This window comes from Streptomyces sp. NBC_00045 (assembly GCF_045041095.1).
Taxonomy (GTDB): Bacteria; Actinomycetota; Actinomycetes; order Streptomycetales; family Streptomycetaceae; genus Streptomyces.
Genome location: NZ_CP108271.1, coordinates 5,572,033 through 5,598,753, shown reverse-complemented (window position 1 = coordinate 5,598,753; position 26,721 = coordinate 5,572,033). Strand labels below are relative to the sequence as shown.

The following is a 26,721-nucleotide window of genomic DNA, read 5'->3' as shown; positions in this document are numbered from 1 at the left end:
GGGGCCGCCCGGGCTCCGGGCTCTAGCTGAGGCCTGCCGTGCGGGCGCGTTCGACCGCCGGGCCGATCGCGGCGGCGACGGCCGCGACGTCCTCCTTGGTGGAGGTGTGACCGAGGGAGAAGCGCAGGGTGCCCCGGGCCAGTTGCGGGTCGGTGCCGGTGGCCAGCAGGACGTGGCTGGGCTGGGCCACGCCCGCGGTGCAGGCCGAGCCGGTGGAGCATTCGATGCCCTGGGCATCCAGCAGGAGCAGCAGCGAGTCGCCCTCGCAGCCGGGGAAGCTGAAGTGCGCGTTGGCCGGCAGCCGGTCGTCGGGGTCGCCGCCGAGGACGGCGTCGGGTACTTCCCGCAGGACGGCGGCGACCAGTTCGTCACGCAGCCCGCCGATCTCGGTGGCGAACCGCTCGCGCCGTTCGGCGGCGATCACGGCGGCCACCGCGAAGGCGGCGATGGCGGGCACGTCGAGGGTCCCGGAGCGGACGTGCCGCTCCTGGCCGCCGCCGTGCAGGACGGGGACGGGGCTCTGGTCGCGGCCGAGCAGCAGCGCGCCGATGCCGTAGGGGCCACCGATCTTGTGGGCGCTGACGGTCATCGCGGCGAGGCCGCTGTCACCGAAGCGGACGTCGAGCTGCCCGAAGGCCTGGACGGCGTCGGAGTGCAGGGGGATCGCGAACTCGCGGGCCACTGCCGCGAGTTCATGGACCGGCATGACGGTGCCGATCTCGTTGTTGGCCCACATGACGGTGGCCAGGGCCACGTCGTCGGGGTTGCGTGCGATGGCTTCGCGCAGGTCCTCGGGGTGCACGCGGCCGTGGCGGTCGACGGGCAGGTACTCGACGCGGGCTCCCTCGTGCTCGCCGAGCCAGTGGACGGCGTCGAGGACGGCGTGGTGCTCGACGGGGCTGGCGAGCACCCGGGTCCGGGCGGGGTCCTGGTCGCGGCGGGCCCAGTACAGGCCCTTGACGGCGAGGTTGTCGGCCTCCGTGCCGCCCGCGGTGAAGACCACCTCGCTCGGGCGGGCGCCGAGTGCCTCGGCGAGGGCCTCGCGGGCCTCCTCGACGGTACGGCGGGCGCGACGGCCGGCGGCGTGGAGGGAGGACGCGTTACCCGTGGCGGCGAACTGCGCGGTCATCGCCGCAGCGGCCTCCGGGAGCATCGGAGTGGTGGCGGCGTGGTCGAGGTAGGCCATGATCCCCTGATTCTACGAGCCCGCTCCCCGCGCCCGGACCCCGCGTACCCCCGCCCCTCCCGGCGGTAGTGCGCGCGGGCCCCGGGCGGGCCGGCGCCTGGGCCGCGTCCGCGGGCCCGGCCTAGCGGGGGGCTCGGGCGAGCTGGCGGGACTGGGCCACCAGGTGGTTCGAGGAGTCCCAGACCTCGGCGTCCTCCTCCAGGAAGCCGCCGGCCAGGTTCCGGGTGGTGATGGAGATCCGCAGCGGACCGGGGGCCGGGCGCCGGCGGATGTGGGTGGTGAGCTCGATGGTCGGGCTCCAGCCCATCAGACCCAGGTCGAAGCAGGTCGGCGGCAGCGCGTCCACCGCGAGCAGCATCGACAGCGGGTCCGCGTCACGGCCGTCGGCCAGCTCGAACCAGGCCCGCATTTCACCCTTCCCGGACGGCGCACCGAGCGCCCAGCCCGCCGTAGCCGGGTCGAGCCTCAGCCGGAGCCGGTCCACGATGGCGTTGCTGCCGGGGATCGGGGCCGGACCGGCCTCCGGGCCGAGGCAGTCCCCGTAGGACGGGATCACCGGCGGGACCGCCGTGGTGCGGACGTCGTCCGGGAGGGAGGCGAGGTCGCCGTACGAGGCGACGACCCGGATCCGCTCGATCTCGGCGCCGCTCTCGTCGTACTGGAAGAGGGAGGCCTGGCCGGTGGAGAGGGTGCGCCCGACCCGGACGACCTCGGTGCGGATCACGGCGGGGCCGGGTACGGACGAGGTCAGGTAGTGGGCGGAGACGGTGAAGGGGTCCGGGTGCGGCAGGGCCGCCGACAGGGCCCGGCCGACCAGGGCCAGCAGGTAGCCGCCGTTGACGGCGCTGATGATCGTCCACCCCGCGGAGAGCTCCGCTTCGTACACGCCGGGTTCGCCCGCGCGCTCGGTGACGGTGGTGTCGCGGTCGAACTCGCTGTCGCCGATGGATGCCTGGGCCGCTGCGTATGCCATGAATTCGACACTACAACGCGAAGCTACTAAGCGGTAGCTTTTGTTTGTGACACGCTGATTACGGCTCTTCGGCCACCGAGGAGCGGCGGTTCCAGGCCAGCGGGGCCCGCCAGTGGTAGGTCATGGCGAGGAGCCGGAGCACGAACGTGGTGACGATCGCGAGGGCGGTGGTCATCGCGTTGAGCACGCCGAAACCGATGAACACGGCCACCATCGAGGCGCCGACCATGGCGGGGACGGCGTACATCTCGCGGTCGCGCAGCAGCGACGGCACCTCGTTGGCGAGCACGTCGCGCAGCACGCCCCCGCCGACGGCGGTGGCCAGGCCCAGCGCGGCGGACGCGGTGAGTCCGAGGCCGAACTCGTACGCCTTGGTCGTGCCCGTCACACAGAACAGCGCGAGGCCGGCGGCATCGCAGACGTTGATGGCGCGGTTGATCCGCTGCACCTCGGGGTGCAGGAAGAAGACGAGGCCGGCCGCGATCAGCGGCGTGACGAAGAAGCTGAGCTCGCCGAAGGCGGCGGGCGGGACGGCACCGATGACGAGGTCGCGGAAGAGGCCGCCGCCGAGGGCGGTGACCAGGGCGAGGACGCAGATGCCGAAGACGTCGAAGTTCTTGCGTACGGCGAGCAGGGCGCCGGCGGTGGCGAAGACGAAGATGCCGGCGAGGTCCAGGGCATGCTGGATCCCGGGCGGGAAGAGATCGTGGAGCACTGCCCCATTGTGCCGCCCGGCCGGCCGGCAGTTCGACCGGCCGCCCCGGCACCCCCGGGCCGGCCGCGCCGGGGGTGCCGCAAACGCCGGGGCCCGGCTCCGTGGGGGCGGAGCCGGGACGCCGGGGCGACGGGGGCGGGGTCAGTCCGCGATCGTGGCCACTGCCTCTGCGGCACCCGGGAGGGCGGTGTCGCCGGGGGCTTGGTCGGGGGCGTTCTCCGGGTGGTGGCAGGCCACCTGGTGACCCGTGGCCAGGGCCAGCATCGGCGGCTCCTGCGTCGTGCAGATCTGCGTGGCCTTCCAGCAGCGGGTGTGGAAGCGGCAGCCGGAGGGCGGCGAGATCGGCGACGGGACGTCGCCCTTGAGCAGGATGCGGCCACTCTTGGTGCCGCGCCGGCGCGGGTCCGGCACCGGTACGGCCGACAGCAGCGCCTTGGTGTACGGGTGCATCGGGTTCTCGTACAGCGACTTGCGGTCGGTCAGCTCCACGATCTTGCCGAGGTACATCACCGCGATGCGGTCCGACACGTGCCGGATGACCGACAGGTCGTGCGCGATGATCACGTAGGTGAGGCCGAGCTCCTCCTGGAGGTCGTCCAGCAGGTTGACCACCTGGGCCTGGATCGACACGTCCAGCGCCGAGACCGGCTCGTCGGCGACGACCAGCTTCGGCTTGAGGGCCAGCGCGCGGGCGATGCCGATGCGCTGGCGCTGGCCGCCCGAGAACTCGTGCGGGTAGCGGTTGTAGTGCTCCGGGTTGAGGCCCACCAGCGACAGCAGCCGCTGGACCTCCGCCTTCAGTCCGCCCTCGGGCTGGACGCCCTGGAGCTTGAAGGGGGCGCCGACGATCGTGCCGACCGTGTGCCGGGGGTTGAGCGAGCCGTACGGGTCCTGGAAGATCATCTGCACGTCGCGGCGCAGCGGACGCATCCCGGAGACCCCGAGGTGCGTGATGTCGCGCCCCTCGAACTCGACGGTGCCGCCGGTGGGCTCCAGCAGGCGGGTGATCAGCCGGCCCATCGTCGACTTGCCGCAGCCGGACTCGCCGACCACGCCGAGCGTCTCACCGCGCCGGACGTCGAAGTCGATGCCGTCGACGGCCTTGACGGCCCCGACCTGCCGGCGCAGCAGCCCCTTGCTGATGGGGAAGTGCTTGACCAGGCCGGTCACCTTCAGCAGCGGCTGCTCCTCGGCCGCAGCCGCGGAGCCCTTGGCCGCGGGGTCCTTCTTCATGTCGGTCACAGCTTCGGCGCAATCTCTTCGGTCCAGATCCGGGTCCGCTCCTCATGCGACATGTGGCAGGCGGACCAGTGCCGGCTGCCGTCCTCGGTCAGCTCGGGCCGCTGGGTGCGGGTGATGCCGCCCTTGGGGACGTCGGCGTACGGGCAGCGCGGGTTGAAGGCGCAGCCGCTCGGGATGTTGATGAGGCTGGGCGGCGAGCCCTTGACCGGGATCAGGCGCTCGGTCTGCTCGCGGTCGATGCGCGGCATGGAGCCGAGCAGGCCCCAGGTGTAGGGGTGGCGCGGCTCGTAGAAGACCTTCTCCGCGGTGCCGCGCTCGACGCACCGGCCGCCGTACATCACGAGGATCTCGTCGGCCATCTCGGCGACCACGCCGAGGTCGTGCGTGATCATGATGACCGCGGAGCCGAACTCCTTCTGCAGGTCGCGGATCAGGTCGAGGATCTGCGCCTGGACGGTGACGTCGAGGGCGGTGGTCGGCTCGTCCGCGATGAGCAGTTCGGGGTTGTTGACGAGCGCCATCGCGATCATCGCGCGCTGGCGCATGCCGCCGGAGAACTCGTGCGGGTACGCGTCCACGCGCCGGTGGGGCTCGGGGATGCCGACCCGGTCGAGCATCTCGACCGCGCGGGTGCGGGCGGTCTTCTTGTCGACGTTCTGGTGGGTGCGGTACGCCTCGATGATCTGCTTGCCGACCGAGTAGTACGGGTGCATCGCGGACAGCGGGTCCTGGAAGACCATGGCCATCTTGCGCCCGCGCAGCCTGCGCACGTGGTCGGCGTCGGCCCGTACGAGGTCCTCGCCGTCGAGCACGACCTGGCCCGAGATGTGCGGGCGGCTGCGGGCGTTGCCGGTGCGGTGCAGGCCCATGATGGCCAGCGAGGTCACCGACTTGCCGGAGCCGGACTCGCCGACGATGCCGAGGGTCTTGCCGCGCTCCAGGTCGAAGGAGAGCCCGTCGACGGACTTGACGAGGCCGTCGTCGGTCGGGAAGTGCACCTTGAGGTCGCGTACGGAGAGGAAGGCCGCGCTCGTCGACGGGCCGGTCTCCGGCGGGCCGGCCTGCTCGGGTACGAACGCGGGGCCGCCGGCGACGTGGCCGACGACCGGTTCGCGGTCGGCGGACTCGCCGGAGCCTGCGCCGTTGGTGGGGTTCTCGGTCACGTCAGCCTCACGCGCGGGTCGATGACGGCGTACAGCAGGTCCACGATCAGGTTGGCCATCACCACGAAGAGTGCGGCGAGCAGGGTGACGCCCATGATCACGGGCAGGTCGCCCTGGCCGATGGCGGCGACGGCCGCCGTCCCCAGACCCTGGAAGTTGAAGGTCGTCTCGGTGAGCACCGCGCCACCGAGGAGTCCGCCGAGGTCCAGGCCGAACATCGTGACGATCGGGGTGAGGGTGGAGCGCAGGGCGTGCTTGCGGATGACCACGCCCTCCTTGAGTCCCTTGGCGCGGGCGGTGCGGATGTAGTCCTCGCCGAGCACTTCCAGCATCGTGGCGCGGGTGATGCGGGCGTAGGTGGCGGCGAAGAGGAAGGCCAGGGTCACCCAGGGCAGGATCAGGGAGTTGAGCCAGGCCACCGGATCCTCGGTGAGCGGTTTGTAGTTGGACACGTCCAGCCAGCCGAGGCTGTAGACGAAGATCGCGGGGGCCACCATGCCGGTGAAGAAGATCGGCAGCGAGACACCGGCGAGCGCGCCGACCATGACGGTGCGGTCGATGGCGGTCCTGCGTTTGAGCGCCGAGACCACGCCCGTGGCCACACCGGCGATCACCCAGATGACCGCTGCGCCGAGGGCCAGCGAGAGGGTGACCGGCATGCGGTCGACCATGGTCTCCCAGACGGGTGCCTCGGTCTTGAAGGAGTAGCCGAAGCAGGGGGCGGCGCAGTGGGTGACATCGGTGCCGCCGTCGTAGTCGCGGCCGACGAAGATGCCCTTGACGAAGGTCAGGTACTGCTCGGAGATGGGCTTGTCGAAGCCCATCTTCACGCGGATGCCCGCCAGGGCGGTCTCGTTGGTCTCGCGGCCGGCGTACATGAGGGCCGGATCGCTGCCTGTGATCTTGGGGACCGCGAAGAAGATGCCGAAGGTGACCACGGAGACCACCAGCAGCGTGGCGACGACGTTGAACAGCCGCCGTATGAGGTAGACGAGCACTGCAGTCGGCCGCCCGGGGCGGGCGGCTGCCGTCCCTCGTGGGACGACAGCCGCCGCCTGCGGCCTTCACCTGCCCTTCGGACTAGCGCATGTGCGGTGAAGGCACTTGCCTGTTGTTACGTGACGACTCGACGACTCGGCTACTTGGCGGCGATGCCGACCGTGGCCAGGTCGATCTTGCCCATGGAGTCGTTGAAGTAGACGTTCGTCAGACGCGGGTTGTGGTAGACGAAGGCCTTGTCGAAGTTGATGGGAAGGTAGAGCGCCTTCTCCATGACCTTCTTGTTGATGTCCGTGTAGAACGGAGCAGCAGCTTCCGGAGTCGCGGCGGCCGCAGCCGTCTTGAAGAGCTCGTTGATCTCCGGGTCGTTGATCTCGGTGTAGTTGTTGTTGCCGTTCGGCTGGATGAACTTGCCGTCGACGAGCGGCTGCAGGAAGCCCGAACCGGAGTTGTAGTCGGCGCCCCAGCCCATCACGATGATGCCGTAGCCCTTCTTCTTCACGTTCTCGGGCGAACCGATCACGGAGGAGGAGAGCTTGCCGTCGTACTGGTCGATGGTGACCTTGATGCCGACCTTGGCGAGCGACGCCTGGAGGGACTCGGCGGTCTTCACCTCGGGGGCGCGGTTGTTGCGGACCGCGATGGTGGTCTCGAACCCGTCCGGCTTGCCACAGGCCTTGAGGGCCTCCTTGGCCTTGGCCTCCTGCGGCTCGCCCTTGGTCAGGTTCCACGGGTCGTAGCTCTTGTCGGAGCCGGGGATGCCGGGCGGCAGCATGTTCGCGCCGAGGTCACCGCTGGTCGGGCCACCGCGGGCGGTCTGGAGCGACTTCGGGTCGGCGGCGTAGATGACGGCCTTGCGGCACTCGACGTTGTCGAACGGCGCGACCGTGGTCGGGAAGGCGAAGTAGCGGATGTAGCCCGTGAACGGGTTGTCCGCGTTCTTCTTGAGGTTCTCGTCCTTGAGGACCTTGTTCTTGCCGGCCTGCTGCATGCCCGTGCCGTCGATGGCGAGGTCGATGTCGCCGGACAGCAGACGCGCGTCCATGTCGTCCGGGTTGGTAGTCACGGTGAAGGAGACCTTGTCCGGCAGACCCTTGCGGATCGTGTCGGTCTTCGGGTCCCAGTTCTCGTTGCGGACGAAGGTCGCGCCCTTGCTCGCGGTGAAGCTCTCGACCTTGTACGGGCCGGTGGAGACCGGCTTGTTGGTGTACGTGGCGCCGGTGTCCTTGGCCGCCGGGACCGGCGAGGAGGACGGCATGGCCAGCAGGTAGCTGAAGTCGGAGTTGGCGCTCGCCAGGTTGAAGACGATCGTCTTGTCGTCCGGCGTCTCGACGGACTTCAGGCCCATCTTGTTGGCGTCGGTGTCCTTGTACGGGCCGGGGTACTTCTGGCCCTGGTCGAGGAGGTCGATCAGGTAGGTGGGACCGCCGGACAGCACGTCCTGCGCGAAGACGCGCTCGATGCCGTACTTGAAGTCCTTCGAGGTGATCGGCGTGCCGTCCTCGAACTTGACGCCGTCCTTGATCTTGAGGGTGTACGTCTTGCCCTCGTTGCTCAGGACCGGCAGACCCTCGGCGAGGTCCGGGACGAGCTTGCTGCCGTCCTTGCCCGGCTTGCTGTCGTACGCGAGCAGCTGGCGCACGTAGAGGCGCTGGATGTCCCACACGAAGCCGTAGTAGGCACGCGCCGGGTCGAGGTAGTCGACGTCCTGGGGCGACCAGAGCTTGAGCTCGCCGCCCTTGGCGTCCGAGGGGTTCACCATGCCGGTGGTGGCCGCGTTGAACGCGGCGCCGCCGGCTCCCTTGCCCTCGTCCTTCTTGCCGTCACTGCCACCGCACGCGGCGGTCAGGGACAGGGCGGCGATCACGGCGGTGATCGCGAATGCCTGCTTTCTGCGGATCACGTTGGTCCAACCTCCATTGGTGGGTGAATCGATGAAGCGGTTCAGCTGCCCTTGGGGTCGAGTGCGTCACGCAGCCCGTCCCCGAAGAGGTTGAACGCCAGGACGGTGATGAAGATCGTGATACCGGGGACCACCATGTACGCGGGGTCGTCCTGGTAGATGGGGATGGCGTCGGACAGCATCTTTCCCCAGGAGGCGGTGGGCGGTTTGACGCCGGCGCCGAGGAAGCTGAGGGCCGCCTCCGTCAGGATGTTGGTCGGGATGAGCAGCGTCGAGTAGACGAGGATCGGCGCGAACAGGTTGGGCAGCAGCTCCTTGATCAGGATGTAGCCGCGGCCGGCCCCGAGGCTGCGCGCGGCCTCGACGTACTCGCGCTCCCGCAGGGAGATCGTCTGGCCTCGCACGATGCGGCCGATGTACGGCCAGCCGAAGAAGCCGATGACGACGATCAGTACGCCCATGCGTACGCCCGAACCCGAGAACCCCCAGAGGGAGTTGGGGACGACCGACACCAGGGCGATGGTGAACAGCAGCTGCGGGAACGCGAGCAGCAGGTCCATCAGGCGGCTGATCAGGCCGTCGACCCAGCCGCCGATGAAACCGGCGAGTGCGCCGAGCAGGCTGCCTATGGTGACCGACACGAAGGCCGACAGGAAGGCGACGACCAGGGAGATCCGGGCGCCGTAGACGATCCGGCTGAACACGTCTCGCCCGTTGGTGGGTTCGACGCCCAGCAGGTAGTCGGAGCTCATGCCGCCGAAGGAGCCGAGCGGCGTGCCCAGATCCGGGTCGATCAAGTCCTCGTGGAACTCGTTGGGCGGGTGGCCCAGCAGGCTCACGATCTGCGGTGCGAAGACCGCCACCAGGATCAGGAGGATCACGACCACTCCGCCGGTCAGCGCGACCTTGTCGCGCTTGAGCCGCATCCAGGCGATGCGGCCGGGCGAGCGGCCTTCGATGGCCTTGGCAGGGACGTCGGCTACGGACACGGGTGCGGGTGCTTCCGCGCTCGTGTCATGCAGTGGTGCCGTCATCGTGGTGGGGACCCCTCTCGGCCGACGGTTGCCGGCCCATGCCCGCCGCTGTGGCGGCGTTGGTGCGGAGTGGCGCTCGGAGTGCGTGGTGACACGCGGGACGCGTGTTGAGGTGCAGGAACTGCGGGAAGTGCGGTGCAAAGCCACAAGCGAAACGCAATGAACGAACCGGGTCTTGGAGGACTGACCGGCTCTTGGGTGGGGAGTCTTCATCGGCGCTGCGATCAGCCGCCAGACCCGCAGATGAATGGATGCGCAACCGTGATGTGAGGGCTGGGTTCCCGTTATCCGGACTTCGCTCTCGCCTGAGCGGAGCAACACCGTCCGTTCGGTACACAATCGGACATGGCGCCCAACTCGCGGTAGGACCATGCCTTTTGGACCCACAACAGTGGTGAAATCCGGACAAGCCGAAGGCCGCAGGGAACGATGGTTCCCTGCGGCCTTCGGCTCGTTTCGATACGCCCGTCTCAGTGGCCGGGCATCCCTCGGACGGCCGCCCGGGGGGCGCCGCGCCCGGGCCGGGCGACCCCGGGTCAGTACGCGGCTTGGCCCTCTCGGTCGTAGAAGGGGCGGGTCTGGGCGCGCAGCCACATCGCGACCGGGTCGTGCTCGTCCGCCAGCGCCACCGTGCACACCGGCACGCCCTCGGGGACCGCGCCGACCGACTGGCGCATCATCTCCCGTACGGATTCCAGCGCGGGCGCGGAGGCGTCGTACAGGTCGAGCCCGACCGCGAGGTACGGCGAGCCCAGCGAGGGCTGCACCCAGGCGCGGCGCAGCGAGCGGACGGCGGGGGTGCGGTGCGCGTGCTGGGTCAGCAGCCCGTAGAACTGCGGGAGCTCCAGGGCGGGCTCGGACAGCCGCAGCGGCCCGGCCGGCATCCGGTCGAGGCCGGTGGCGATCCGGCGCAGGTCGGCCCAGGGAATGCCGAGGCCGCCGCCCTGGGCGTGCGGATTGAGCCACAGGCCCCAGCGGTCCGGGTACAGCGCGCGGGCGATGTCCCGGCCGGTGACCACCTCGTAGCCCCGGTTCCAGCCGCTGGCGGCCAGCTCCTGGGGCGAGGTCACGCAGGGCGCGTACCCGAGGCCCTCGACCTCCATGCCGCCGTACTGGGCGTCCGGGGAGCCCGGCTGGCCCTGCCAGAGCAACATCCACAGGCGGCCCTCGGCGAGGGCGTGCAGAAGCGACTCGTAGCTCTCGTAGCGCCCGGGCGTCACCTGGCGCATCATGTGCTCGACCTGCCCGGCCGCGGCCGTGCCTGACGCACTCACCCGGTACCCCTCTTCGTTCTTCGTCCGCCCGTCCACCCGTATCCGCACCCAGCTTAAGCGGCCCTACGCGAGGTAGAAGGGGCGTACGCGCGCAACCATGAAGTCGACCACCGGGTCCTGCACGGCGTCCAGCAGGATCAACTGGACGGGCCAGGACGGCGCCACGCGGGCCAGGGCCCGGCCGAGGGCGTCCATCGGGGCGCTGCGCATCTCGGGCTCCCATCCCAGCAGCCGGACGCCGATGTAGAGCTCCGGGTCCCCGCCCTCGACGCTGGCGAGGCAGCGGTGGGCGGCGGCGATCACGCCGGTGGCGCGGAACTCCTCGGCCGCGACGGTCAGGAAGTCGACCGGGTCGTCCTGCCAGTCGGGCTCGAAGAGCCGGACGCGGCCGCCGGTGGCGGGGCCGTCGAGCGGGGTGCGGCCGGTGCGGCAGAGCTCCGCGACGGCCGGCGGGGGCAGCGGGACGCCGACGGCGCCCTCCGGGTTCACGGCGATCCCCAGCTGCGGGGGAAGGCCACGGGCGAACTCGACGGCCGGGGCCACGGCGAAGTCCATGCCGGGACCGACGCAGGCGCGGAACTGGGCCTCGGAGCTGTACACGGGTACGTACGCCGCCCCGTTGATCTCCATAGTGGGCAGCGTGAGGTCGGCCGCGTCCGGGCCGCCACCGGCGGGCAGGGGCACCCAGAGCAGGCTCCGCCCGACCACCTCGACGATGCGGGCCCCCGCGTCCGCCTGCCCCAGCGCCGCCCCGAGCACCTGCTCCAGCTCGTTGTCCGGCCAGCCGCCGCCTTGCATGTACGCCTCCGCTGTTCTCACCCCACGCTGTCGGCCCGACATTAACGGCTCGCCCCGGCCCCCACGCCGGCGCCCACGCCCCCGGGCCCGCCGCCCGCCGCGCACCGCCCGCCGCCACGGGCCCGTGGGGTCAGCTGGGGTGGGGTGGGGCGGGGCTAGGCCGGGCCGCGGCGGAAGGCTATGCGGGTCACGCGGGCCGCCGAGCCCCGGTCCAGCAGGACCGCGGAGGTGCAGCCCGCCGGGAGGCGGCCCGATTCCGCGTCGCGCAGCAGCCGGGCCACCGCGCCCCGGTGGCGGGCGAAGGCGTACGCCGACACCCCGCGCCCCCGCTCCGCCTGCCCGGCCAGGGCCTCCTCCGGGGTGGTGTCCAGCAGCAGCAGGTGCAACGCCCGGCCCCGCCGCCGCGCGGCCGCGGCCAGCAGGCTGCGCACCCAGGTCTGCGTCCCGCAGTCATGGACCACCGCCGAGGCCCCGGAGCGCAGCGTCCGCCACAGCCCCCAGTAGTGGGCGCAGCGGACCAGCGGCCGGTACGCGGCGTACGGCAGGGCGCTCGGCATCCGCCGCTCCCAGCGCTCGCGCACGTCCTGGGAGTCGATGCCGCCGCCCTCCGCGGCCCGCTTGATCAGCGTGCTCTTGCCGCCGCCGGGCAGCCCGGACACCACGACGATGTCGCCTTCGGCGAAGCCGAGCCACTGCGGTCCGTGCGGGCCCCGGCCGCGCAGGTCACGTACGAGAGGGCCCCCGGCGCACGCCCGCCGCGCCGCCGGCACCCCGTCCACGGCCCCGGTCAACGCCAGCACTCCGAATCTCCGCACCGTGATCGCCTCCCCCAATCGGGCCACGCGGGCCCATGCCCACTGAGTGTAAAGAGACGGTAATCCGGGAGCCCTGGTTCCGGTCCTGATTTCCGGGCCGGCCACCGGTCCGGGACCACCGGTCCCGCACGTTCTTCCGGGCCCGCACGCCCGATCGCCCGGACGGCGTGCAATGATGTGCGCCATCTGGACCAACTGCATACCGGCCGCTTGAATCCGCGCGGGAGAGTCCCGGCACGCCGTGAGGCGGCGCCCGGGCGCCGAAGGAGCAAGTTCCTCCCTTGAATCTCTCAGGCCCCGTACCGCGTGGATGAGGCAGATCTGAAAAGCGAGCCGCGCCGCCGTCCCTCACGACGGCACCCGCGTGCGCTCCACCCAAGGTGCAAGTCGACGTTCCCCGGGTCCGACCGGGAACTCTCGGCGAACCTCTCAGGTTCCGATGACAGATGGGGAGGATCGTCCTCGTCATGTCATGCCCTGGGACCCGGGAGCCACACCCATGAGCACTGCCCCCCGCCTGACCGCCCTCGATGCGCTGCACCGGTCGCTCGGTGCGACCATGACCGATTTCGCGGGCTGGGACATGCCCCTGCGGTACGCCAGTGAGCGCGACGAGCACAACGCCGTACGGACCAAGGCCGGTCTCTTCGACCTGTCCCACATGGGCGAGATCACGCTGACCGGCCCGGAGGCCGTCAAGGCCCTGGACTACGCGCTGGTCGGCAACATCTCCACCGTCGGCGTGGGCCGCGCCCGCTACACGCACATCTGCCGGGAGGACGGCGGGATCCTCGACGACCTGATCGTCTACCGCCTGGGCGAGACCGAGTACATGGTCGTCGCGAACGCCTCCAACGCCCAGGTCGTCCTGGACGCCCTGACCGAGCGCGCCGCGGGCTTCAAGACGGAGGTCCGCGACGACCGAGACGCGTACGCGCTGATCGCCGTGCAGGGCCCCGAGTCCCCCGGCATCCTCGCCTCCCTCACCGACGCCGACCTGGACGGGCTGAAGTACTACGCCGGCCTGCCGGGCACGGTCGCGGGCGTGCCCGCGCTGATCGCGCGTACGGGCTACACCGGCGAGGACGGCTTCGAGCTGTTCGTCTCCCCCGAGCACGCCGTGCAGCTGTGGCAGGCGCTGACCGAGGCCGGCGAGGGCGTCGGCCTGGTCCCGGCCGGCCTGTCCTGCCGTGACACGCTGCGCCTGGAGGCGGGCATGCCGCTGTACGGGCACGAGCTGACCACCGCCCTCACCCCGTTCGACGCGGGCCTGGGCCGGGTCGTGAAGTTCGAGAAGGACGGCGACTTCGTCGGGCGCACCGCCCTGGAGGCCGCCGCCGAGCAGGCCGCCACCAAGGCGCCGCGCAAGCTGGTCGGCCTGATCGCCGAGGGCCGCCGCGTCCCGCGTGCCGGGTTCCCGGTCGTCGCCGGCGGCGAGGTGATCGGCGAGGTCACCTCGGGCGCCCCGTCCCCGACGCTGGGCAAGCCGATCGCGATGGCCTACGTGGACGCGGCGCACGCCGCGCCCGGCACCTCCGGCGTCGGCGTGGACATTCGCGGTACGCATGAGCCGTACGAGGTCGTGGCCCTGCCGTTCTACAAGCGGCAGAAGTAGCGCCCGTACGCCGTACCGGCCGTCTCACTCCGCAAGACCACTGTTCGTATCCACTCCCCCGCATCCAGGAGAATCAGGTCATGAGCACCCCCCAGCAGCTGCGTTACAGCAAGGAGCACGAGTGGCTGTCGGACGCCGAGGACGGCGTCTCGACGGTCGGCATCACGGAGTTCGCGGCCAACGCGCTCGGTGACGTCGTCTACGCCCAGCTCCCCCAGGTCGGCGACACCGTGACCGCGGGCGAGACCTGCGGCGAGCTGGAGTCGACCAAGTCCGTCAGCGACCTCTACTCCCCCGTCACCGGTGAGGTCGTCGCGGCCAACCAGGACGTCGTGGACGACCCGGCGCTCGTGAACACCGCCCCGTTCGAGGGTGGCTGGCTGTTCAAGGTGCGCATCGCGGAGGAGCCGGCCGACCTGCTCTCCGCCGAGGAGTACACCAAGCTCACCGCCGGTAACTGACCCCAGGGGATCCTGATGTCTGTACTGAACACCCCTCTCCACGAGCTCGACCCGGACGTCGCCGCCGCCGTCGACGCCGAGCTCGCCCGCCAGCAGTCCACCCTGGAAATGATCGCGTCGGAGAACTTCGCTCCGGTCGCCGTCATGGAGGCCCAGGGCTCGGTCCTGACCAACAAGTACGCCGAGGGCTACCCGGGCCGCCGCTACTACGGCGGCTGCGAGCACGTCGACGTCGTCGAGCAGATCGCGATCGACCGCATCAAGGCGCTGTTCGGCGCCGAGGCCGCGAACGTCCAGCCGCACTCGGGTGCGCAGGCGAACGCCGCCGCGATGTTCGCGCTGCTGAAGCCGGGCGACACGATCATGGGCCTGAACCTGGCCCACGGCGGTCACCTGACCCACGGCATGAAGATCAACTTCTCCGGCAAGCTCTACAACGTGGTCCCGTACCACGTCGGTGAAGACGGCCAGGTCGACATGGCCGAGGTCGAGCGCCTCGCCAAGGAGTCCAAGCCGCAGCTGATCATCGCCGGCTGGTCCGCCTACCCGCGCCAGCTGGACTTCGCCGCCTTCCGCCGCATCGCGGACGAGGTCGGCGCGTACCTCATGGTCGACATGGCGCACTTCGCCGGTCTGGTGGCCGCGGGCCTGCACCCGAACCCGGTGCCGCACGCCCACGTCGTCACCACCACCACGCACAAGACCCTCGGCGGTCCGCGCGGCGGTGTCATCCTGTCGACGCAGGAGCTGGCCAAGAAGATCAACTCCGCGGTCTTCCCGGGTCAGCAGGGCGGCCCGCTGGAGCACGTGATCGCGGCCAAGGCGGTCTCCTTCAAGGTCGCGGCCTCGCCCGAGTTCAAGGAGCGCCAGGAGCGCACCCTGGAAGGCGCGAAGATCCTCGCCGAGCGCCTGGTCCAGGACGACGTCAAGGCCGTGGGCGTGGACGTCCTGACCGGCGGCACCGACGTGCACCTGGTCCTGGTCGACCTGCGCAACTCCGAGCTGGACGGGCAGCAGGCCGAGGACCGCCTCCACGAGGTCGGCATCACGGTCAACCGCAACGCCATCCCGAACGACCCGCGGCCGCCGATGGTCACCTCGGGTCTGCGGATCGGTACGCCGGCCCTCGCGACCCGCGGTTTCGACGCCGAGGCCTTCACCGAGGTCGCCGAGATCATCGCGCAGGCGCTGAAGCCGACGTACGACAGCGAGTCCCTCAAGGCGCGCGTCTCCGCGCTGGCGGCGAAGTTCCCGCTGTACCCGACGCTCTGACGTCCGGGATGTGACGAGGAGGGCCCGGTTCCGCAGTCCGCAGAACCGGGCCCTTCCCCATGACCGGCGGCGGGCGTCCGGGCCCGCTCCGGCGGGCCTCCGGGCTTGGACCCGATCCTGGATCCGGTCCAGGGGACGGCCGGGCCCCCTCGCCGCCCCTGCCGCGCAGCGGGAACGTGACCGGACGCACGCCCAACCGCAACCTCGCGCACCCGTCCGGCAGCGGAGCCGTTCATTTCTCCGCGTTAAGCTCGTCTGTCGGACAAAATCCGAACAATCACCCCTCCTGAACCATCCTGCTTCCCGCCCCCTCCCACCCCACGAGCAGACAAGGGAGTCCGCCACCGTGGCCATCTCCGTCTTCGACCTCTTCTCCATCGGCATCGGCCCCTCCTCCTCCCACACGGTCGGCCCGATGCGGGCCGCCCGCATGTTCGTGACCCGACTGAAGAAGGACGGCGTGCTCGCCCAGACGGCGGCGGTCCGCGCAGAGCTGTACGGCTCCCTCGGCGCCACCGGCCACGGCCACGGCACGCCGAAGGCGGTGCTCCTGGGCCTGGAGGGGCACTCCCCGCGCACGGTGAACGTGGAGACGGCCGACGACGAGGTGGAGCGCATCCGACAGACGGGCCGCCTGCGCCTGCTCGGCACGGAAATAGGCGAAGCGCACGAGATCGCCTTCGACGAGCCGAACCAGCTGATCCTGCACCGCCGCCGGTCCCTGCCCTACCACGCGAACGGCATGACGCTCTTCGCGTACGACGCCGCGGGCGCGCCCCTGCTGGAGAAGACCTACTACTCGGTCGGCGGCGGCTTCGTGGTGGACGAGGACGCGGTCGGCGAGGACCGGATCAAGCTCGACGACACCGTGCTGAAGTACCCCTTCCGCTCGGGCGACGAGATGCTGCGCCTGGCGAAGGAGACCGGCCTGTCGATCTCCTCCCTGATGCTGGAGAACGAGAAGGCCTGGCGCACGGAGGAGGAGATCCGCGAGGGCCTGCTGGAGATCTGGCGGGTCATGCAGGCCTGCGTCTCGCGCGGCATGTCCCGCGAGGGCATCCTCCCGGGCGGCCTGCGGGTCAAGCGCCGGGCCGCGTCCACGGCGCGCCAGCTGCGCACCGAGGGCGACCCGATGATGCACCGCAGCGAGTGGACGACGATCTACGCGATGGCGGTCAACGAGGAGAACGCGGCGGGCGGCCGCGTCGTGACGGCTCCGACGAACGGCGCGGCCGGCGTCCTGCCCGCCGTCCTGCACTACTACGTGAACTTCGTGCCGGGCGCGGACGAGGACGGCGTGGTCCGCTTCCTCCTCGCAGCGGGCGCGATCGGCATGCTGTTCAAGGAGAACGCCTCGATCTCCGGCGCGGAGGTCGGCTGCCAGGGCGAGGTCGGCTCGGCCTGCTCGATGGCGGCGGGCGCCCTCGCCGAGGTCCTGGGCGGCACCCCGGAGCAGGTGGAGAACGCGGCCGAGATCGGCATGGAGCACAACCTGGGCCTGACCTGCGACCCGGTCGGCGGCCTGGTCCAGATCCCGTGCATCGAGCGCAACGGCATGGCGGCGGTCAAGGCCGTCACTGCGGCGAAGATGGCGATGCGCGGCGACGGCACGCACAAGGTGTCCCTCGACAAGGTCATCAAGACCATGAAGGAGACGGGCGCCGACATGAAGGTCAAGTACAAGGAAACCGCCCGCGGTGGCCTGGCGGTCAACGTCATCGAGTGCTGACCGGGCGCGCATGACGCCGGAAGGGGCCCGACGCACTGCGTCGGGCCCCTTCCCCGTTCCCGCCGGGCTCCCCCACGGCGCCGAGGAGCACAACACGGCGGATTTGCGGGCCTTTTGACGTTTGGGGTGAGTTGATCACGCTTGAGGGCGAATCCTCCGGTCCGGGCTGGTTTCTCGATGATCACATGCGCCAAGGTGATCACGTGACGTCGCGGCCACACCCCCGGCGGCCGGCCAACCGCCTTGGACCGCAGCCCCTTTGCGCACTGGAGGACTTCATCATGGCAAGCAACCGCAGCATCCGCGTGATCTCCGCCGTCGCCTCGTTCCCCTTCGCCGTCGCCCTCTTCGCCGGCGTCGCCCGGGCCGACAACGGCGCCGGTGCCGGCATCTCGTCCCATGCCGCCGTCGCCGAGATCTTCGGCAGCGGGGTCGCCGGCGCCAACCTCGGCAACTCCTCCACCACCCAGCAGGTCGCCACCGGCTCCGGGGCCTCCAACCAGAGCAACGGCTCCCAATCCAACGGCGCCTCCTTCACCGCCACCGGGCAGTCCAACGACTCGTTCGTCTTCCACCCCGCCCCGTAGCGGACCTGCGCCCCGGCGGCCCGCCCTCCCCCCCGGAGGGCGGGCCCCTTCGCGTTCCTGTGACAAGACGGGTCCAGCGGCCCCCGGGGTCGGGACCTTCGGCCCGCAGGGGCGACCGGGAGGTGGGCTAGCTTGCCCGAGGGGGCTGCGGGCAGGCGGGACGAGAGACGACAGAGAGGCGCCGCGCCATGGACGGCAACGACATCGAGTACCGCGTCCTCCCGCTCCGGCTGGAGGACGCACCCGGGCCCATACCCGTACACGGGGCCTTCACGTACCGCTGCGACCGGCCCTACGAGCTGACGCTCGACTTCCGGGGCGCCGGGATGCACCTGGCGCACTGGGTGTTCTCCCGGGACCTACTGCTGGACGGGGAGACCTGCGCGACCGGCGAGGGGGACATCCACGTGTGGCCGCAGTGGCAGGGCCGCTCGCCGCGCGTCTTCCTCGCCTTCAGCAACGGCGCGCAGAGCTGCGTGGTGTCCGCCCGGGCGAGGGACGTGGGCGCGCTGTGCCGGCGACTGGTCGAGTTGGTTCCGCGGGGGGAGGAGCAGCGGCACTACGACCTCGACGCCGAGCTGAGCACCCTCCTGCCCCGATAGGGAGCTCACTGTCCTGGATTGCGCGGTTTGCCGAATTTGTTTGGTTCTCTTGTGGTTCGAGTGCAACCGTGAGCCTGCCGGGCGTGTCCTTAGTGGTGACATCGGTCCCCGCCTCCGAAGAATCAGGGGGACGTCATGAACCACCTCCGCCGCCGGCAGTTCGTGGCCCTCGCCACGGGTTCGCTGCTCACCGCCGGCATCACCCTCGCCGCGCCGGCCTCGGCCGCCGTGCGGCCCGTGCCGCTCGTCGTGAACGCCCGCTGGGGCGGTCACTGCACGTACGACCGCATCGTCGTCGACCTGCGGGGACACGTCCCCGGGGTCACCGTCACCCGCGTGCCGAAGCTGGTCCAGGACGGCTCCGGCACGCCGGTGCCGCTCGCCGGTAAGCACTTCCTGGAGATCCGTCTGCACCCCGCCGCCGCGCACGACCGCACGGGCCGCAGTACGTACCGCGGGCCGGAGCTCGTCAAGATCCGCCTTCCGCAGCTGAAGGGGCTCGCCATGACCGGCGACTTCGAGGGGTACGTGACCTTCGGCGCCGCCTTCGACGCCAGGCCCGCCTTCACCTCCTTCACGCTGCACTCGCCCGAGCGGTTCGTGCTGGACGTGGCGCACCGCAACGTCTGCCGGTGAGAGCGGGCTACCGGTGCTCCGGGTTCGGGAAGTCGAAGCGGCAGCCGGCGTCCCACTCCGAGCGCTGGTTGCCGTGCGCCGGCATCCCGCCGGACCGCTTGAGCAGGGCGGCAAGGTGCATGAGGTTCCACGACATGAAGGTGGTGTTCCGGTTGGTGAAATCGTTCTCGGGACCGCCCGAGCCGGGGTCGAGGTACGAGGGCCCGGGCCCGGCCTCGCCGATCCAGCCCGCATCGGCCTGCGGCGGGATCGCGTAGCCGAGGTGCTGGAGGCTGTAGAGGATGTTCATGGCGCAGTGCTTGACGCCGTCCTCGTTGCCGGTGACGAGTGCGCCGCCGACGCGGCCGTAATAGGCGTACTGGCCGTGCTCGTTCAGGATCGAGGAGCAGGCGTAGAGCCGCTCGATGACCTGCTTCATGACCGAGCTGTTGTCGCCGAGCCAGATCGGGCCGCACAGGACGAGGATGTCGGCGTCCATGATCTGGCTGTACAGGACGGGCCACTGGTCGGTTTCCCACCCGTGCTCGGTCATGTCGGGCCAGACACCGGTGGCGATGTCGTGGTCCACGGCGCGGATCAGCGAGGTCCGGGCGCCGGCCGCCTCCATGACGGAGCGGCTCCTGTCGATCAGGCCCTCGGTGTTGCTGGTCTCGGGCGAGCGCTTGAGGGTGCAGTTGACGTAGACGGCGGTCAGGTCGGAGTAGTCGTAATCGGCGGCCACGCCGCCAGCCTGGACGCCCGCGGGTGGCGCCGCCACCGGGGCGCACCCGTTCGGGGACGCCCGCCGCGGACCGTACCCGTTCGGACCGGGTTGGTACCGGTCCGTCCGTCCGACTAGGGTCATCTGGCCTTGGTGTTCGGGAAACCGGTGGGAAACCGGTGCGGCCCTCGCCACTGTGAACGGGAAGTCCGGCTCCGGTCCCACGGGAAGCCACTGGGCGGCGCGGGAGGTTCCGCACCGCCCGGGAAGGCGGAGCCAGGGCATCAGCACCCGTGAGCCAGGAGACCGGCCGGGGCGCGTTGTCCATCCACGAGGTGCTGGAGAGGTCTCCCAACTCATGCACATAGCCGAGGGGTTCTTGCCCCCTTTGCACGCGGTCGCCTGGGGCGCCGCGTCCGCTCCCTTCGTCGTCCACGGTGTCCGCGCCCTCACCCGCGAGGTGAAGGCCAACCCGGAGAGCACGCTGCTGCTCGGGGCGTCCGGAGCATTCACGTTCGTCCTTTCCGCATTGAAGGTCCCTTCGGTGACGGGAAGTTGCTCGCACCCCACCGGGACCGGGCTCGGCGCCATCCTGTTCCGGCCGCCGATCATGGCGGTGCTCGGCACGATCACCCTGCTCTTCCAGGCACTGCTGCTCGCGCACGGCGGGCTGACCACCCTCGGCGCGAATGTCTTCTCGATGGCCATCGCCGGACCCTGGGCCGGATACGGGGTGTACCTGCTGCTCAAGCGCTTCGACGTCCCGCTGATGGTGACCGTCTTCTTCGGCGCCTTCTTCGCCGACCTGGTCACCTACTGCGTGACCTCCGTACAGCTGGCCCTGGCGTTCCCCGATCCGGGCAGCGGATTCCCGGGCGCGCTCGCGAAGTTCGGCGGCATCTTCGCCGTCACCCAGATCCCGCTCGCGGTCAGCGAGGGCCTGCTGACGGTGCTCGTGATGCGGCTGCTGATGCAGTCGAGCAAGTCGGACCTGGTCCGGCTGGGCGTCGCGAAGCTCAGCGGTCGCGGCGAGCAGAAGGCGGCGCTCTGATGGCGATGAACCGGAACACGAAGATCAACGGCCTGCTGCTGCTCCTGGTGGCGGCCCTGGCCGTGCTGCCGCTCGCGCTGGGGCTGGGCGACGGCAAGGAGGAGCCGTTCACGGGCTCCGACGCGCAGGCGGAGGCGGCGATCACCGAACTGAAGCCGGACTACGAGCCGTGGTTCTCGCCGCTGTACGAACCCCCCTCCGGGGAAGTGGAGTCGGCGCTGTTCGCCCTCCAGGCGGCGCTCGGCGCGGGCCTGCTCGCGTACTACTTCGGCGTCCGCAAGGGCCGCCGCCAGGGCGCCGCCGCGGCGACCGCCGCCGCGGCGACCGCTGCCGCGGCGACCGCTGCCGACCCCACTGCCACGGAGTCGTAGGCGGTGCTGCCGATCGACGTGGCCGCGCACTCCAGCCGCTGGCGCCGCCGCCATCCGCTGGAGAAGGCCCTGCTGGGACTCGGACTGACCGTCACCGCCGTGTGCCTGCCGCCCTGGCCGGGCGGCCCGCTGGTCGCCGCGGCGACGCTCGCCGTGCTCCTCGGGCCGGCCGGTGTGGCCGGGCGGCAGCTGTGGCGGGCGTTCCGGATCCCGCTGGGCTTCTGCTTCACCGGCGCCCTGCCCCTGCTGGTCTCCGTCGGCGGGCCGGCCGGGTTCGTCTCGCTCGCCCCCGACGGCCCCCGGCACGCCGCGGACCTGCTGCTGCGGACCTCGGCGGCCTCGCTCGGCGTGCTGCTGTTCGCGTTCACCACGCCCGTCTCGGACGTCCTGCCCCGGCTGGTGGGTGCCGGGGTCCCGGCGCCGGTGGTGGACGTGGCCCTGGTCATGTACCGGATCGGCTTCCTGCTGCTGGACTCGATGGCCCAGGTACGGCGCGCCCAGGCCGCCCGTCTGGGCCAGTCCGGGCGGGCCGCGGTGTGGCGTTCGCTGGCCGGGCTCGCCGCGACCTCGTTCGTACGGGCCTTCGACCGCGCGGCGCGGCTCCAGGTGGGCCTGGCCGGGCGCGGCTACGACGGCGCGCTGCGGGTCCTCGTACCCGAGGCGACCCTGTCGTGGCGGTTCCTGGCGGCGTCGGGGGCCCTGCTGGCGGCCCTGATCACCCTGACTCTCACCCTGAAGGGGCTCTACCTGTGAAACCGTTGGTGGAACTGGCCGGCGCCGGCTACGCGTACGAGGACGGCCCGGCGGTCCTGTCCGACGTGGACTTCGCCATCGCGGAGGGCCGGGCGCTGGTCCTGCTGGGCCGCAACGGCAGCGGCAAGACCACGCTGATGCGGCTGCTGAGCGGGGGCCTGCGCCCGGGCTCGGGGGCGCTGCGCCTCGACGGGACCGCGGTGTCGTACGACCGGGCGGGGCTGACCCGACTGCGGACGGCGGTGCAGCTGGTGGTCCAGGACCCGGACGACCAGCTGTTCGCGGCCTCGGTGGAACAGGACGTGTCCTTCGGGCCGATGAACTTGGGCCTGCCCGTCGGGGAGGTACGGGCGCGGGTGGAGGCCGCACTCTCCGCACTGGACATCACCGCGCTGCGGGACCGCCCGACGCACCTGCTCTCGTACGGGCAGCGCAAGCGGGCGGCGATCGCGGGCGCGGTGGCGATGGCTCCGCGGGTGCTGATCCTGGACGAGCCGACGGCGGGCCTGGACCCGGACGGGCAGGAACGCCTGCTGGACGCCCTGGCGGGGCTCCGCTCGGCCGGCACCACGGTGGTCATGGCCACGCACGACGTCGACCTGGCGGTCCGCTGGGCGGACGACGCGGCGGTGCTGACCCCGTCGGGCATCCGCGTCGGCCCGGCGCAGGCCCTGCTGTCCGACCCGGAGCTGCTGGCCTCGGCGGGCTTGCGCCAGGCGTGGTCCCCGGCGGTGACGACGTTCCTGCGGTCCCGCGCCCTCCTGGCCACCGACGACCCGGGCCCCAGGACCCCGGAGGCCCTCGCCGCCTGGACCCGGTAGCCGGACGACGCTCTCGCGCCTCCCTAGGATGGCCGCATGTCGCTGCCGCACGCCATCCTCACCGCCCTGCTGGAGAAGCCCTCGTCGGGGCTGGAGCTGACGCGGCGGTTCGACAAGTCGATCGGGTACTTCTGGTCCGCGACGCACCAGCAGATCTATCGCGAGCTGGGCCGGCTGGAGGAGGCCGGGCTGATCCGGGCGCTGCCCAGCGAGGTCCCAGTACGGGGGCAGAAGAAGCAGTACGAGGTGCTGGAGGCCGGCAGCGCGGAGCTCGCGCGGTGGGTCGGCGAGAGCCAGGACCCGAAGGCCATCCGGGATCCGCTGCTGCTGCGGATCCGGGCGGCCGCCGTCGTGGGCCCGCACGGGCTGGCCGGGGAGCTGCGGCGCCATCTGGATCTGCACCGCCGCCAGCTGGCGGTCTACGAGGCCATCGAGGAGAAGGACTTCCCGCCCGGGCGGGACTCCGACGAGGACCGGCTGCGCCGCCTGGTCCTGCACGGCGGCATCGGCCTGGAGATGTTCTGGCTGCGCTGGCTGGAGGAGGCCCTGGGCGAGGTCGAGGACATGACCCGGCCACCCGGCGGGGTCACGCCCTGAGCCGACGGGCAGTGCGAAGCCCCCGCCGCGCCCGGCGGGGGGCGTTGCGGGGGCTGCGTGCCCTTCCGGCATCGGCCGGGGGGGCGGGGCTTACTTGTTCAGGGAGGCCCAGAACTCGTCGAAGCTCAGGAGGCCGTCGCCGTTGGTGTCCTTGGCGGCGATGACGGCGTCCGCGACGGCGCCGGTGACGTACGCGTCACCCATCGCCTTCATGGCCGCGCTGTACTCGTCCGCCGTGACGAAGCCGTCACCGTCCGCGTCGAACTTGCCGAACGTCGCCCGCGCGCTCTCGATGTCAGCCACTGGGATCCACCCCTTCTCGGTGCTTGTTGACCGGCCAAGGGTAACGGCAGCCGGGCCCCGCCCCATCCGCGGGTCCCGGCGCCGTGGCCTAGCGGAAGATCCCGGTGTGGCCGAGCGAGTAGCGGCCGGGCTGTGGGTAGACGGCCAGGCCGTGCGGGCCGCCGCCCACCGGGATCTTGGCGAGCTGGCGGCCGGTGACCGTGTCGATCGCGTAGACCTCGGAGTTGTAGCGGCCCGACAGCCACAGCACCTTGCCGTCGGCGGAGACGCCGCCCATGTCGGGGCTGCCGCCGTCGGGCAGTTCCCACTTCTTGGTCAGCTTGTTCTGCTTGAAGTCGAAGACGGAGATGCTGCCCTCACCGCGGTTGGAGATGTACATCTCCTTGGAGTCGCGGCTGACGTACAGGCCGTGGGTGCCCTTGCCGGTGGGCAGCAGTTTGGGGATGTCGAACTTGTCCCCGCTGAACACCCACATGCCGTGCGCCATCATGTCCGCGACGTAGAAGGTCTTGCCGTCCGGGGAGACCTTCACGTCCTGCGGCATCGCGCCCTCGAAGGGCAGCTTCTGCTGGGCGATGACCTCCATCTTCTCGGTGTCGACCTTGAGGAGCTCGCCGGAGAACTCGCAGCTCACGATGAAGTAGCGGCCGTCGGCGGAGAAGTCCGCGTGGTTGACGCCGAAGCAGGTCACCGGGACCGTTTTCACCCGGTTCATGGTGTGGGCGTCGCGGAAGACCAGCTCGCGGTCCATGGAGGCCATCACGACCGCGTACTTGCCGTTCGGGGTGAAGTACAGGTTGTACGGGTCGTGCACCTCGACGGGTGCGCCCGCCTCGCCCGTGGCCGGGTTGATCGGGGTGAGCGTGTGGCCGCGGTTGTTGTTGACCCACAGGGTCTTCATGTCCCAGGACGGGACGACGTGCTGGGGCTGGATGCCGACGGGGATGGTGTCGATGACCTTGTACGTCGCCGGGTCGATGACGGACACCGTGTTGGAGGTGGTGTTCGGCACGTAGACGCGGGACGGGAAGTCCTTGACCACCGGGGAGAGGCGGTTCGGCCGATCGGCCGCGTACACGTCGTTCGGGTCGAGGAGCGGCGGCATGCCGGCGAGGCCGGGGGGGACGGCCGGTACGGCCTTGACGGGCTGCCGGGCCTGCGCGGCGGAGCCGAGCGCCTCGGCGGGCTCCTTGTCGGCCGATCCGCAGCCGGCCAGGGCGGCGAGGACCAGACCGGCCAGCAGCACGGTGGCCTTCCGGGGAAGGCGGGTGGTCGTCATGAGGTCAGCAGCTCCGTGGTGGTCACCGCGCGCATCTTGCGGCGCGCGAGTTCTTCGAGGAGGGGCGGCATCGCGTCGACCGTGTCCGCGTAGCCGAAGTGCAGGCTCACCACCGATCCGCCTTGGATCGTCCCGGTGACGTTGCGGATGACGGCCGCGGCACCGGGCGAGGTGAAGTCGAGGGAGTCCACGTCGTACGAGAGGACGTGCGGGTAGCCGGCCCGCTGGGCGAGGCGCTGGACGAGCGGGGTGGCGTACTGGGTCTGGGAGGGCCGGAACCAGGTGCCGATGGAGCCGGTGAGCCGCTTGAGGCGTTGGGCGCAGCCGGTGATCTCGGCGTAGGCCTCCGCCTCGGGCATGGTGTTGATCGCGAGGTGGCGCTGGGTGTGGTTGCCGAGTTCGTGGCCGCCGTCCAGGATGCGGCGCGCCATGTCCGGGTGGGCGTCGAGCCAGCTGCCGATCGCCAGTACGGTGACGCGCGCGCCCGCCCTTTCGGCCTCGGCGAGCACGGCCCGGGCGGTGGCGGGGTCCCCGTTGCCGTGGAAGGTGAGGGCGACCCCGGGGCGGTCGCGCGGACCGTGCGCGATCTCGGTGGGCTGGCCGGGGAACCGGCGCGGGACCGCCGCGGGCCGGACGGGGGCGGGTTTCGCCGGGGCCGCCTTCGAGGGCGGGGCGGCGGGCGTACGGGCGCCCGAGCCGCAGGCGGCGGTGAAGGCGCCGGCGGCGACCGCCGCACCGGCGCGGAGGGCGGATCGGCGGTCCGGGTAGCAGAGCACCTGCCCATTTAAGGGGTGGATGCTGCGGAAGGTAACGATTGACCCCATTCGGGACCTTCGCCGGAGTCCACCCATACGAGGGAGCGTCCGTTACTCGATCAACGAATCACACAGAGCGGTGGATATTTATTCATTGATTACGAGGTGAGTGGCCCACCTCACCTAGGATTTAGCTGGAAACTCTTAGTATTTGCACACTTATGTCCAACTTGGGACTTTTGGCGTTTGGTCGCCCGTCTGCCATAGTCGAAATCACGGCTTCCCCCATTGACCCGAGCGAAGTCGCCACGCCGAGGATCACACCCCCTTCGATCCTCGGCGCACCCATGAAGCCCCCACGACGCCCCACCACGGCGACCGGGGGCTTCGGGCGTATCCGGGCGGGGCGACGGCAGGGGGATCAGCGGTCGGCCACGCGCATCTCGAACCAGGTGATCTTTCCGCGCGGCAGCAGGTCGGCGCCCCAGCGGTCGGAGAGCTTGTCGACGAGGAAGAGGCCCCGGCCGGTGGTGTCCAGCTCGTGGACCGGCATCAGGCAGGGCAGCCCGCGCGAGGGGTCGCGCACCTCGACGCGGATCCAGCCGCGCCGCCGGTGCATCCGTAAACCGAAGGAACGGGCGCCGGTGTGGCGCACGGCGTTGCCGACGAGCTCCGAGACGAGCAGGACGGTGTGTTCGGACACCTGCGGGGAGAAGCCCCAGAAGCGGATCACCACGTACTGGGCGAGCCGGCGGGCCGTGCTCGCCGACTCCGGCATGGACGGGAGCGTCGCTTCCACCTCGGCCGGGTTCCCGTACAACTCCAGCGCCTTGAGACCCTGTTCGTCCTCAAGAGCCGCCGTCAGCCGTACGGCGGAAGCGCTGCTGCGCTGCCGCGGCTGTTCCACACCCTCCAGGCCCGCCATGCACCCATCATGGACGGCCGATGCGCCCGTCCGGGCCGTTCCGCAGGAAAACACCCCCCGGAATAGTCCATTCCGGAGGGGTGTCCCGTCATATGCGTGGGGCAATCGGACGCCCGTGGGACCACCCTGATCTGCGGTGACCCACCACTCCCGGAAGATCAC

Annotated in this window: 28 protein-coding genes and 2 riboswitches; of the genes, 12 read left to right on the top strand and 16 right to left on the bottom strand. The window is 71.0% G+C overall.

Annotated elements, in window-relative coordinates:
- Positions 1-22 precede the first annotated feature (22 nt).
- The 11 genes from OHA65_RS26415 to OHA65_RS26365 all read right to left on the bottom strand — a co-directional run bounded on the left by OHA65_RS26415 (position 23) and on the right by OHA65_RS26365 (position 12,108).
- Complete coding sequence (locus tag OHA65_RS26415) at positions 23-1,186, bottom strand: cysteine desulfurase family protein (protein ID WP_327278689.1); 1,164 nt, start codon at positions 1,184-1,186, stop codon at positions 23-25.
- A 121-nt stretch (positions 1,187-1,307) separates the two neighbouring features.
- A complete protein-coding gene (locus OHA65_RS26410) occupies positions 1,308-2,159 on the bottom strand; it encodes a thioesterase family protein (RefSeq protein ID WP_327278688.1) in 852 nt (283 codons plus the stop codon).
- A 58-nt stretch (positions 2,160-2,217) separates the two neighbouring features.
- Complete coding sequence (locus OHA65_RS26405; protein WP_327278687.1) at positions 2,218-2,874, bottom strand: trimeric intracellular cation channel family protein; 657 nt, start codon at positions 2,872-2,874, stop codon at positions 2,218-2,220.
- Positions 2,875-3,015: 141 nt separating this feature from the next.
- The gene (locus OHA65_RS26400) at positions 3,016-4,107 is read right to left on the bottom strand and encodes a dipeptide ABC transporter ATP-binding protein (protein WP_327278686.1); all 1,092 of its coding nucleotides are present in this window, start codon (positions 4,105-4,107) and stop codon (positions 3,016-3,018) included.
- A gap of 5 nt (positions 4,108-4,112) precedes the next feature.
- Positions 4,113-5,114, bottom strand: coding sequence for an ABC transporter ATP-binding protein (locus OHA65_RS26395; RefSeq protein ID WP_327285793.1), 1,002 nt, complete (start codon positions 5,112-5,114; stop codon positions 4,113-4,115).
- A 161-nt stretch (positions 5,115-5,275) separates the two neighbouring features.
- On the bottom strand, positions 5,276-6,277 hold the full coding sequence (locus OHA65_RS26390; protein ID WP_327278685.1) for an ABC transporter permease: 1,002 nt from the start codon (positions 6,275-6,277) through the stop codon (positions 5,276-5,278).
- Between the two features lie 140 nt (positions 6,278-6,417).
- A complete protein-coding gene (locus tag OHA65_RS26385; RefSeq protein ID WP_327278684.1) occupies positions 6,418-8,181 on the bottom strand; it encodes an ABC transporter substrate-binding protein in 1,764 nt (587 codons plus the stop codon).
- A 41-nt stretch (positions 8,182-8,222) separates the two neighbouring features.
- The gene (locus tag OHA65_RS26380; RefSeq protein ID WP_327278683.1) at positions 8,223-9,215 is read right to left on the bottom strand and encodes an ABC transporter permease; all 993 of its coding nucleotides are present in this window, start codon (positions 9,213-9,215) and stop codon (positions 8,223-8,225) included.
- Between the two features lie 536 nt (positions 9,216-9,751).
- Entirely contained in the window at positions 9,752-10,489 is a 738-nt protein-coding gene (locus OHA65_RS26375) for an enhanced serine sensitivity protein SseB C-terminal domain-containing protein (RefSeq protein ID WP_327278682.1), read from the bottom strand.
- A gap of 63 nt (positions 10,490-10,552) precedes the next feature.
- A complete protein-coding gene (locus tag OHA65_RS26370; RefSeq protein ID WP_327278681.1) occupies positions 10,553-11,287 on the bottom strand; it encodes an enhanced serine sensitivity protein SseB in 735 nt (244 codons plus the stop codon).
- 155 nt (positions 11,288-11,442) lie between these two features.
- Positions 11,443-12,108: an AAA family ATPase gene (locus tag OHA65_RS26365; RefSeq protein WP_371646938.1), complete on the bottom strand. Its 666-nt coding sequence runs from the start codon at positions 12,106-12,108 to the stop codon at positions 11,443-11,445.
- Positions 12,109-12,313: 205 nt separating this feature from the next.
- Positions 12,314-12,417, top strand: a riboswitch (glycine riboswitch).
- A gap of 184 nt (positions 12,418-12,601) precedes the next feature.
- Between OHA65_RS26365 and gcvT the strand changes: the two genes are divergently transcribed.
- The 7 genes from gcvT to OHA65_RS26330 all read left to right on the top strand — a co-directional run bounded on the left by gcvT (position 12,602) and on the right by OHA65_RS26330 (position 19,004).
- On the top strand, positions 12,602-13,717 hold the full coding sequence (gene gcvT / locus OHA65_RS26360) for a glycine cleavage system aminomethyltransferase GcvT (protein ID WP_327278680.1): 1,116 nt from the start codon (positions 12,602-12,604) through the stop codon (positions 13,715-13,717).
- An 80-nt stretch (positions 13,718-13,797) separates the two neighbouring features.
- Complete coding sequence (gene gcvH, locus OHA65_RS26355) at positions 13,798-14,178, top strand: glycine cleavage system protein GcvH (protein ID WP_327278679.1); 381 nt, start codon at positions 13,798-13,800, stop codon at positions 14,176-14,178.
- A gap of 15 nt (positions 14,179-14,193) precedes the next feature.
- The gene (glyA, locus tag OHA65_RS26350) at positions 14,194-15,450 is read left to right on the top strand and encodes a serine hydroxymethyltransferase (protein WP_327278678.1); all 1,257 of its coding nucleotides are present in this window, start codon (positions 14,194-14,196) and stop codon (positions 15,448-15,450) included.
- Positions 15,451-15,796: 346 nt separating this feature from the next.
- Positions 15,797-17,179 carry an L-serine ammonia-lyase gene (locus OHA65_RS26345; protein ID WP_327278677.1) on the top strand — a complete coding sequence of 461 codons (1,383 nt, stop codon included), beginning with the start codon at positions 15,797-15,799 and terminating at the stop codon, positions 17,177-17,179.
- 281 nt (positions 17,180-17,460) lie between these two features.
- The gene (locus tag OHA65_RS26340; RefSeq protein WP_327278676.1) at positions 17,461-17,766 is read left to right on the top strand and encodes a hypothetical protein; all 306 of its coding nucleotides are present in this window, start codon (positions 17,461-17,463) and stop codon (positions 17,764-17,766) included.
- A gap of 188 nt (positions 17,767-17,954) precedes the next feature.
- Positions 17,955-18,368, top strand: coding sequence for an SsgA family sporulation/cell division regulator (locus OHA65_RS26335; RefSeq protein ID WP_327278675.1), 414 nt, complete (start codon positions 17,955-17,957; stop codon positions 18,366-18,368).
- 135 nt (positions 18,369-18,503) lie between these two features.
- A complete protein-coding gene (locus OHA65_RS26330) occupies positions 18,504-19,004 on the top strand; it encodes a hypothetical protein (RefSeq protein ID WP_405762536.1) in 501 nt (166 codons plus the stop codon).
- Between the two features lie 7 nt (positions 19,005-19,011).
- Here the strand turns inward: OHA65_RS26330 and OHA65_RS26325 are convergent, their stop codons facing one another.
- Complete coding sequence (locus OHA65_RS26325) at positions 19,012-19,725, bottom strand: flavodoxin family protein (protein ID WP_327278673.1); 714 nt, start codon at positions 19,723-19,725, stop codon at positions 19,012-19,014.
- A gap of 113 nt (positions 19,726-19,838) precedes the next feature.
- Positions 19,839-20,034, top strand: a riboswitch (cobalamin riboswitch).
- 28 nt (positions 20,035-20,062) lie between these two features.
- Here OHA65_RS26325 and OHA65_RS26320 point away from each other — a divergent pair.
- From OHA65_RS26320 to OHA65_RS26300, 5 genes are read left to right on the top strand one after another with little or no spacing between them, the layout of a single operon-like run.
- On the top strand, positions 20,063-20,755 hold the full coding sequence (locus OHA65_RS26320) for an energy-coupling factor ABC transporter permease (protein WP_405756854.1): 693 nt from the start codon (positions 20,063-20,065) through the stop codon (positions 20,753-20,755).
- Complete coding sequence (locus tag OHA65_RS26315) at positions 20,755-21,126, top strand: energy-coupling factor ABC transporter substrate-binding protein (protein WP_405762534.1); 372 nt, start codon at positions 20,755-20,757, stop codon at positions 21,124-21,126. Before OHA65_RS26320 ends, OHA65_RS26315 begins: the two co-directional genes overlap by 1 nt.
- Positions 21,127-21,129: 3 nt before the next feature.
- Entirely contained in the window at positions 21,130-21,879 is a 750-nt protein-coding gene (cbiQ, locus tag OHA65_RS26310; protein ID WP_327278671.1) for a cobalt ECF transporter T component CbiQ, read from the top strand.
- Positions 21,876-22,700, top strand: a complete 825-nt coding sequence (locus OHA65_RS26305) for an ATP-binding cassette domain-containing protein (RefSeq protein WP_327278670.1) — start codon at positions 21,876-21,878, stop codon at positions 22,698-22,700. Before cbiQ ends, OHA65_RS26305 begins: the two co-directional genes overlap by 4 nt.
- Positions 22,701-22,736: 36 nt before the next feature.
- Positions 22,737-23,297, top strand: coding sequence for a PadR family transcriptional regulator (locus OHA65_RS26300; protein ID WP_405762532.1), 561 nt, complete (start codon positions 22,737-22,739; stop codon positions 23,295-23,297).
- 90 nt (positions 23,298-23,387) lie between these two features.
- Here OHA65_RS26300 and OHA65_RS26295 read toward each other — a convergent pair whose 3' ends face one another.
- The 4 genes from OHA65_RS26295 to OHA65_RS26280 form a co-directional block, all read right to left on the bottom strand.
- Positions 23,388-23,600, bottom strand: a complete 213-nt coding sequence (locus OHA65_RS26295; protein ID WP_266625258.1) for an EF-hand domain-containing protein — start codon at positions 23,598-23,600, stop codon at positions 23,388-23,390.
- Positions 23,601-23,688: 88 nt separating this feature from the next.
- On the bottom strand, positions 23,689-24,879 hold the full coding sequence (locus OHA65_RS26290; RefSeq protein WP_327278668.1) for a hypothetical protein: 1,191 nt from the start codon (positions 24,877-24,879) through the stop codon (positions 23,689-23,691).
- Positions 24,876-25,703, bottom strand: a complete 828-nt coding sequence (locus OHA65_RS26285) for a polysaccharide deacetylase family protein (protein WP_328763762.1) — start codon at positions 25,701-25,703, stop codon at positions 24,876-24,878. Before OHA65_RS26285 ends, OHA65_RS26290 begins: the two co-directional genes overlap by 4 nt.
- A 352-nt stretch (positions 25,704-26,055) precedes the next feature.
- A complete protein-coding gene (locus OHA65_RS26280) occupies positions 26,056-26,664 on the bottom strand; it encodes an ATP-binding protein (protein ID WP_371644892.1) in 609 nt (202 codons plus the stop codon).
- Positions 26,665-26,721 lie beyond the last annotated feature (57 nt).

Excerpts from the sequence above, each read along its gene's own strand:
- OHA65_RS26340 (WP_327278676.1), top strand. The coding sequence starts at position 17,461 with ATGGCAAGCAACCGCAGCATCCGCGTGATCTCCGCCGTCGCCTCGTTC.
- OHA65_RS26300 (WP_405762532.1), top strand. The coding sequence starts at position 22,737 with ATGTCGCTGCCGCACGCCATCCTCACCGCCCTGCTGGAGAAGCCCTCG.
- OHA65_RS26320 (WP_405756854.1), top strand. The coding sequence starts at position 20,063 with ATGCACATAGCCGAGGGGTTCTTGCCCCCTTTGCACGCGGTCGCCTGG.
- glyA (WP_327278678.1), top strand. The coding sequence starts at position 14,194 with ATGTCTGTACTGAACACCCCTCTCCACGAGCTCGACCCGGACGTCGCC.
- gcvT (WP_327278680.1), top strand. The coding sequence starts at position 12,602 with ATGAGCACTGCCCCCCGCCTGACCGCCCTCGATGCGCTGCACCGGTCG.
- OHA65_RS26335 (WP_327278675.1), top strand. The coding sequence starts at position 17,955 with ATGGACGGCAACGACATCGAGTACCGCGTCCTCCCGCTCCGGCTGGAG.
- OHA65_RS26315 (WP_405762534.1), top strand. The coding sequence starts at position 20,755 with ATGGCGATGAACCGGAACACGAAGATCAACGGCCTGCTGCTGCTCCTG.
- OHA65_RS26415 (WP_327278689.1), bottom strand. The coding sequence starts at position 1,186 with ATGGCCTACCTCGACCACGCCGCCACCACTCCGATGCTCCCGGAGGCC.
- OHA65_RS26370 (WP_327278681.1), bottom strand. The coding sequence starts at position 11,287 with ATGCAAGGCGGCGGCTGGCCGGACAACGAGCTGGAGCAGGTGCTCGGG.
- gcvH (WP_327278679.1), top strand. The coding sequence starts at position 13,798 with ATGAGCACCCCCCAGCAGCTGCGTTACAGCAAGGAGCACGAGTGGCTG.
- OHA65_RS26380 (WP_327278683.1), bottom strand. The coding sequence starts at position 9,215 with ATGACGGCACCACTGCATGACACGAGCGCGGAAGCACCCGCACCCGTG.
- OHA65_RS26410 (WP_327278688.1), bottom strand. The coding sequence starts at position 2,159 with ATGGCATACGCAGCGGCCCAGGCATCCATCGGCGACAGCGAGTTCGAC.
- OHA65_RS26285 (WP_328763762.1), bottom strand. The coding sequence starts at position 25,703 with ATGGGGTCAATCGTTACCTTCCGCAGCATCCACCCCTTAAATGGGCAG.
- OHA65_RS26290 (WP_327278668.1), bottom strand. The coding sequence starts at position 24,879 with ATGACGACCACCCGCCTTCCCCGGAAGGCCACCGTGCTGCTGGCCGGT.
- OHA65_RS26330 (WP_405762536.1), top strand. The coding sequence starts at position 18,504 with ATGAACCACCTCCGCCGCCGGCAGTTCGTGGCCCTCGCCACGGGTTCG.
- OHA65_RS26400 (WP_327278686.1), bottom strand. The coding sequence starts at position 4,107 with ATGAAGAAGGACCCCGCGGCCAAGGGCTCCGCGGCTGCGGCCGAGGAG.